Below are 7,811 nucleotides of genomic sequence, written 5' to 3' on the forward strand. Positions count from 1 at the left end.
GCTCGTCATGCGTGCGTCGCAAGGTTTGGCGTGCGGCAGCCATGCTGCCACAGCCGCCGTGCTCACGATCTGGCGCGGGGCAAACCGTTGAGCCGACCGCTCACGCGGATGCAATGAATGCTCGTCACGTTCCTCTCTTCTCTTTTTCCTATTTCCTCTCTTCTATTTCCTAATCTCCTCTCTCCTATGTTCATTGCCTGTGCCCTCTGTGCCTCTGTGGTGACAAAGGTAGCAACTTGGGTAAACTTCTAACATTTGTCCAGCTCAAATGGGTTGGAGTACGCCGATCCAAACGTTGTATCCGGCATCAACCCGCCGATCCACCCTGGGTGGGTATGCGTATTAGATGCATCGTGGTACGGTATCTCTGCATCGAGCTGACCTCCGATGCCTTGCCGAACACCTGTTGCCGTCAGCATGAGTACATCGCCAGGTGTCTTTTGGCGTCTCGTGTGTACAACTATTGGGTGGAGGGGAACGATGTTTTTGTGCATGGACTACACATCGCAGCATGCTTGCGATAAGCGAGTTGCTGTAACATATCAACGTGAAAGTGAACATCCTGTGGAATACCGGTTGTCTGTCGCCAATCAAACATTGCATATCATTTTTGATGATATGCACAAGTGGAGTGGTCATATCCTGCGTCCAACCGATGGCCTGGAGGCATCGTTTAGTAATCGTATGTGCCTGGAACATCTCATCGAAGGGTTGATTGGCCGACGAGCGTGGCCACAGTATCGCAGCCAGGTGCAGATGATCCTGGATCAGTTTCATGTGTAGTATCGCCGTCGTTTTGCGGAAACGGCCTGGAAGAGAGCAACATCAACCGCTCTTCCAGGCCATTCTTATCTCATTTCTGGCCGTACCGACAATTATTCGTAACGCGAATTAATAATTTTGTAATCGCTCATCGCTACCTGTTCATCGCCACCACATGTTAGCCCGGTATAAACATACCGGGCTATATTGCTTACATCATTTCCCGCTCAACCAACATCTCATGATTTCCGCAACTAGCGAAGGAGAATCTATGCGACCACGATGGATCGCGCTTGTTTTGGGTGCTATCTGGCTACTATCGGCGACGATACCGGCTATCAGTACAGCGCATACGTCATCAACACCGGCGCTTGATATATCAGCCGGTATCAGTGCCCGTTCCTCGCTGAACAGTGTGATTGGTGAGAATGACGAGCGGATTGGTAATGTGGCACCGACACGGGATGCGTTTGAACCGGACATCGCCTACAATCCGGTGACCAATCAATATCTGGTTGTCTATGCGCGTCCTCGTGAGGGGGGTGGCTCGAATGAGTTCGAGATTTATGGTCAGTTTATTGACGCGGCGACCGGTGCGTTGATCGCACCTACGGCATCCGGGGCTGAAGTCAGTGGTACCGCTTTTCGGATCAGTCGTAACGGCAATGATCGCTCGACCGACCCCTTCGATGCTTATAGCCCCGTTGTAAGCTATAGCGCACGTGATAATGTGTTTCTGGTAGCCTGGACGGCAGACAATACCAATCCTCTGATTGACTGCAACAACCCGGACGCCGGTCGGGCCGGTTATCGTGCCGGTGGTGCCTTTGAGATCTATGTCCAGGTTGTGGCTGCCGATGGCGATCTCTTGATTCGTGACGAGTGCGGGAACCCCCAGGATGACCGGATCACCGAGATCAATGTGCTGTTTTACCGAAACAATTTTGAAAACCGCAACCCCGATTGGGACGCATTCTCGCCCGCGGTTGCCTACAATAGCCAGAATGGCGAATTCCTGATCTGTTGGTCTGATGACCGGGCGAATGGGTTCCTCTCGCAACCGTTCGCCGAGCAAGGTGGTGAGTTTGAAATTCGCTGTCAGCGTTTTTCACTCGACCCCCATCCCACCCGACGCTTTATCGGTCAGATTGGACCAAACGATTTCCTCATCAGCCGGGCTGGTTTTACAACCTCGGCTGCCGGTTACGTGCGACCCGATTACGATGCAGTGACACCAGCGATTGCCTACAATAGCGTAGATAATCAATGGTTCGTGGTCTGGTCAGCCGATAACAACGCCGGTGGCGTAGAAGATGGCGAGTTTGAGATTTATGGTCAGGTATTGGCTGCCGACGGCACGCAGGCTCATCTGTTACCCGGCAGTGGTGCAAACTATCGTGACGATCATCGGATTAGCCAGATCGGGGAAGCTACCGGATGCGATGATGCCAGTTGTGATGCCTATCGGCCTGCTGTAGCCTACAATCCTGACCGCAATCAGTATCTGGTCGCGTGGTTTGGTGATAACGTCAACGGTTTTGACGAGGTGTATGTTAGTTTGCGCCAGCCCACCGGTTTTGGGACGAGTGTCGGTGGGCAACGGGTCAGTTTTAGCTCTAATGGGATCGATAACCGCTTCAAGGGACTTGATGTCGATGTTGACTACGATCCGTTCAATCGGGAATGGCTGGTGGTCTGGCGTGGCGATCCCAGCGTGAATGATCGCTTCGAGGTGTATGGACAGCGTCTCAATGCCGATACTGACGGAAGTGCGCCCCTGGCAACAATTGGTGCGAATTTTCAGATCGGGACGACACCGGCACTGGCGCCAACCGCGTTTCAGGCAAGTTCAAGCGGATTAGCCCGTCCATTACCCGGTGGCGAAGTAGAGATCGCCAGCTCGACCACGTTGAATCCGGTGAACTGGCATCGCGTTGCGCCGCGACTTGCAGCAACCGGTAGTGGACGCTTTATGACTGTCTGGGCCGGCTATCTGAACGGCATTGCGGCTGATCGACAGTTTGAGATTTTCGGACGCCGCCTGAGCTTCGTACCGCCAACCGTATCAGTGGTTGTGCGTAGTGATGGCACGAGCACAGTACCATTACAGGATGGCGATGCCGTCAATGCCACTATCACCGAACTTAGCCTCACCTTCGCCGAACGTTTGCGCAATGGTACCGATCAAGCAAACTATCGGTTGTGGTCGGGCAACCTTTCCTCGTGCAGTAGTACCGGCAGTAATCTGATCGCCAGTGTATCGGTCAACGATGCGACAACGACCATTGTTCCCACCATTCAGCCTCTACCTGATGGTCAATATACGCTGATTGCCTGTGCCACGTTAAGTAGTGTCAGTGGTATTGCACTGGGTGAAGATGTATCGCTCACGTTTACCATCGATACAACTCCACCGACGCTCGTTCTGCCGGAAGAGGTTACCGTAGAAGCGGAGTCATCTGCCGGCGCGGTAGTAACATTCACCGCCACCGCCAGCGATGCGGTGGCCGGGACGGTAGCGGTGAGCTGTACGCCGTCTAGTGGCAGTACCTTTGCAATAGGTACGACGACCGTCACCTGTACTGCCAGCGATACCGCCGGCAATGTGGCGAGTGGTAGCTTTACGGTGACGGTGGTAGACACGACAGCGCCAACCCTTACCCTGCCCGGCAACCTCACCCGTGAGGCGAGCGGGCCGGTGGGTGCGGTAGTGACATTCACCGCCACCGCCAGCGATGCGGTGGCCGGGACGGTAGCGGTGAGCTGTACGCCACCCAGCGGCAGCACCTTCGCGATAGGTACGACGACGGTCACCTGTACTGCCAGCGATACCGCCGGCAATGTGGCGAGTGGCAGCTTTACGGTGACGATCACGCCACCGGGATCACCGCCGGTTGAAGCACCGCAACATCGTCTCTTCGTACCCGTCATTGTGCGCTAACAGCAATCTCTGGGGCCGAAGCCTGGCTTCGGCCCCTATCAACGTCGCGATGCAGAAGGGTAGGAATGTCAAATGAGAAGCAACAGGGTGTGCCAGATCATCGCGTTACGTACACGCTGTGTGCAGAGAACATGCTGGAGACGTAGCGGTTCGTTCACCCTGTCCGCCGTCATTCCGCTATCACGCCTGCCTCAACCAGAAACCGTCCAACACGGGCGCGGAAGGCATCAGGATTACGCCAGGCAATCAGATGACCAGCCTCTGGTTCGTAGACAATGCGGGCACCGCGAATACCGGCAGCTACTGCCCGCGCCTGTTCATCGGGCACGAACGGGTCTTTGCCACCGTGAAAAATAATGGTCGGCACCCGAATCTGATCAAGGCACGGTGTGACCAATGCTTCCTGAGCGGCCAGTTGCTCGATCACCGACTCAACACCGGCATTGAGAATCGGCCACCAGTCGGCACCATGCTGACCAGCCATATAACGGTGCCAGCTCGGAGACATACTGGCTGTGGCGTGGCGATGCGCCTCATAGGTTGCTGCGGTTACCCGCACAAACACCCCGTCAAGAATGAGAGCTGCGATCAGATTGGGGCGAATACAGACCGCATTCAAGGCACTGATACCGCCAGCACTCATACCGAAGACCGGTACCGGTGCGTGAAACAGACCGGCCAGCGCATCGGCAACTGCCTTGCCTTGCATCTGAAAGTAGCGAGTGGTGAAGAGATCTGGTGGACGCGCTGAACCACCATGACCGAGCAGATCAAACGAGTAGACTGTAAATTGATCGGCAAACCGTTGCGCCAGCCGCACCTGGGTGGTCGCGCTATAGGTGTTGCCGTGGAGCAGCACAAACGGTGCCCCCTGACCAACGGTGAGATAGTGCAGTGGGCCGTGACGGGTAGAAATTGTTGACACTGAAATACACCTCTAAAATTACAAAATTACGATCACACGTAGTATATCAACGTTTACTCAACTAATTGTATCAGCTTATCTCCAGAATAAACCGCGGCTCTTCCCTGTTTGGCTGATATATTCCCGGTTTCTGCCACCCAATGATATGACAAACAATTCAACAAACATTACGTTCTTATAGTACTATAGTCCTGCTAAATAATAGTCCAAAAGGTATTGGCAATATGGTCGCAATGTCTTATAATTCGATGAGGATTTATGCCTGTAGGCGTTCGGTTCACTCCCGTGAACTAATCTTCCTGGGATAACACACGGAGAAAATTCATGCAACGTCGCACTACAATGATGATCTTGATCATCTGGGTCGTAGCTTTGTTATTGCCTGTGTGGTCGAAGGATACCACGCAGGCGGTTGAACTACCACCCGCCGGTTCAGTGTTCTACCTCCAGACTTCAAGTCCAAATCGTGCACTTGGTATCGGTGACTGGTACACAAACTCGACAGCAGGCAATGGTTATCACTACATTACCCTGCATGTACCGTGTGGCTGGCCTTTCGATACGCTCATTCATGTCGATCTGTTCCATCCCGATCTCAATAATACATCAGGTGCTGGTGTGGTTGATGAAATAACCACTGCCGAGAGCACCGTGTTTGAGATATACCAGCCAGGCACATCACTCAATCCGGCAACCAATCCGATCGCGCCGGGGCCAAATGCCCTTGGTTCACTCTATCAGCACACATACACTTCGGGCAGTGTTGGGCCACAGTGGGTTCGGTTTTACAGCATCAACGTCAACAGTACAGGCTGTGGTACCTACATCCTGCGTGCGCAAACCAACGGGAATGCTGACAATAGCTGGCGGTTGCGGTTTGGCTTAGACGATGATAACAACCCGAATACCCCCCCTCCCCTCAACTATGATAATTACGATGGTCTCCCCGGTACCGGTGATGAGTTAGCGATCGGGATGGCCTACACAACGTATCAGCACAGTGATGCTGGTGCCAAATGTCTGACCCTGTTCGAGTATGTCGCCCCTGGTCAACCCACTGCCACATTTCATAATTTTGACATGGATGGGAATGTACGGGTCAGATACTACGCGCCGAGTGCTACGTTCGATGCTAGCGGATTGACAGGAGGAAGCGCAGGCACCGTGTCAGGTGCGACACGCTGGAATAACAGTACCAATGCAACACGTGCTGGCGATGTTATTAATAACCCCGAACCAGGCTGGTGGCGCATTGTGAGCTGCGTTAACAACAATAATCAATTCATCCAGGAAGGTCAGTCAAGTATTCCAGCGTATTTTGATCCACCGCCGGCCCCAGGCTTAATCCTCTCGAAAACGGATGGGGTAGGCTTCGCTGCGCCGGGTGAAGTGCTTACCTACACGCTGACCTTCACCAACACCGGTAATGGCATTACCGCCCCTGGCCCGGCCTACAATGTTGTGCTGACCGACACGCTGCCATTGAATGTCAATTTCGTATCCTGCACTTCACCAAATGGGTCATGTACCCTCAGTGGCGGTACGGTTGTGTACACGCGCACCAATCCGCTCAATTATAACGCCAGCGACACCATCACGATCACGGTGCAGATCAATCCATCACTTACCTCTTCCGTCACCCTGACCAACACCGCCGTACTCGATTATCGGGATGGCTTCAACAACCAGTATCCACAGCTCCAGGCGACCGACACGACGGTTGTCAACCAACCACTGCTGCAATTGAGTAAGACCGACGGCGCAACCGTCACGGCTCCAGGGCAGACATTGACCTACACGCTGACGTTTACCAACACCGGGGTAGGGGCGGCGCATAACATTACGCTGACTGACAACTTACCTTCCGATGTAACCTACCAGAGCTGTAACCTCGGCAGCCTGAGTGGGTCGTGTAGCGAGAGCGGTGGGGTAGTGACCTTCACCTTGACTAACCCACTCGCGGCGGGGGCAAGCGCCAGTGTGAGCATCACCGTGCAGGTGAACGCCACAGTAACCGGCCCAACCACGCTGACCAATACCGCGACGCTGAGCTATACCGATGTCAACGGTAATGCCCATCCACCAGTGAGCGCGAGTGATACAACCCAGGTGCCCGGCCTGACCACGGTTGACCTTATCAAACGGGCAACGCTGGTCATCGATAACAACAGTGATAATCTGGCCGGGCCGGGTGACGTTATTGAGTACACTCTGGTGCTAACCAATACCGGCTCAGAGATTGCACTCCGGCTGAAGGTCAGTGACACGCCCGATCCAAATACCACGCTCGTCGTAAGTAGTGTGGTAGCGACGCCATCAACTGCGCAGATTGTGCGTGGCAATACCCCCGATGATACCACCGTAGAAGTCACCTTAGACGAGCTGGCTGTGAACGGGGTGCTGACGATTACCTTCCAGGTGCAGGTAAACAATCCTCTCCCTGACAGTGTCACCGAAATCAGCAACCAGGCCACGGCCACGGGCGCGAATATCTCCTCAACGCCGAGTGACGATCCAACGACCATCGTTCCTGACGATCCGACCCGTCTCAGCACGCCGCCACCCGATAGTCCGCCAACCGCTATTGTGCTCACCGAGTTCCGCCTGGTTGCATCCGGTAACGGCTGGGACATCGTCTGGACAACCGGGGCTGAGATTAATACCCGTGGCTTCCTGATCTATCGCTCAACTGCTGGCCGGGATAAAGCGCAATTGTTGACGCCGATCCCAATTCCGGCGCGAGGCAGTACAACCAGTGGTGCCAGTTATCGCTTCAGTGATACCACTGCACTGGCCGGTGTGGATTACTCGTACTGGTTGGTCGAAATTGAGCTGGATGGTACTGCTACTGAGTACGGCCCGTTACAGTCTCGTGGTACGATAAGCCAGCAGCATCGCTATTTCATTCCGCTGATTGGACGATAGGGGAGCAAATCACCATGAGAGACTATTTCTGGCGTGTAGTGCCAATCGTTATCGGAGGGGGAATTCTGCTGGCTTTTCTACTGACGACACCGTTCGGGTCGGTTACGGCGGCACCTCCACTCAGTATTACGGAAACCGGGACGGCTGAGCCACCGACGCGAACACCGACCGCAACGGGAGTGGCGACGGCCACGCCGACCGCAACGGGAGTGGCGACGGCCACGCCGACCGCAACGGGAGTGGCGACGGCCACGCCGA

At 54.5% G+C, this 7,811-nt stretch carries 4 protein-coding genes and 1 pseudogene; 4 read left to right on the forward strand and 1 reads right to left on the reverse strand.

From position 1 onward, the window contains the following. Nucleotides 1-564 precede the first annotated feature (564 nt). Complete coding sequence (locus tag VAE57_RS02800; RefSeq protein WP_322820393.1) at nucleotides 565-783, forward strand: hypothetical protein; 219 nt, start codon at nucleotides 565-567, stop codon at nucleotides 781-783. 250 nt (nucleotides 784-1,033) lie between these two features. Further along, nucleotides 1,034-3,703 (forward strand): HYR domain-containing protein, encoded by a 2,670-nt coding sequence (locus VAE57_RS02805; RefSeq protein WP_322820394.1) that lies wholly within the window; start codon nucleotides 1,034-1,036, stop codon nucleotides 3,701-3,703. A 169-nt stretch (nucleotides 3,704-3,872) separates the two neighbouring features. Here VAE57_RS02805 and VAE57_RS02810 read toward each other — a convergent pair whose 3' ends face one another. Then, nucleotides 3,873-4,628 (reverse strand): alpha/beta hydrolase, encoded by a 756-nt coding sequence (locus VAE57_RS02810; protein ID WP_322820395.1) that lies wholly within the window; start codon nucleotides 4,626-4,628, stop codon nucleotides 3,873-3,875. A 324-nt stretch (nucleotides 4,629-4,952) separates the two neighbouring features. On the opposite strand from VAE57_RS02810, the gene VAE57_RS02815 reads away from it, so the two are divergent. Both VAE57_RS02815 and VAE57_RS02820 read left to right on the forward strand, forming a co-directional pair. Next, nucleotides 4,953-7,553, forward strand: a complete 2,601-nt coding sequence (locus VAE57_RS02815; protein ID WP_322820396.1) for a hypothetical protein — start codon at nucleotides 4,953-4,955, stop codon at nucleotides 7,551-7,553. Between the two features lie 14 nt (nucleotides 7,554-7,567). After that, nucleotides 7,568-7,811 (forward strand): annotated as a pseudogene (locus tag VAE57_RS02820) (DUF11 domain-containing protein); the annotation flags it as partial.

The organism is Chloroflexus sp., assembly GCF_034434295.1.
Taxonomy (GTDB): Bacteria; Chloroflexota; Chloroflexia; order Chloroflexales; family Chloroflexaceae; genus Chloroflexus.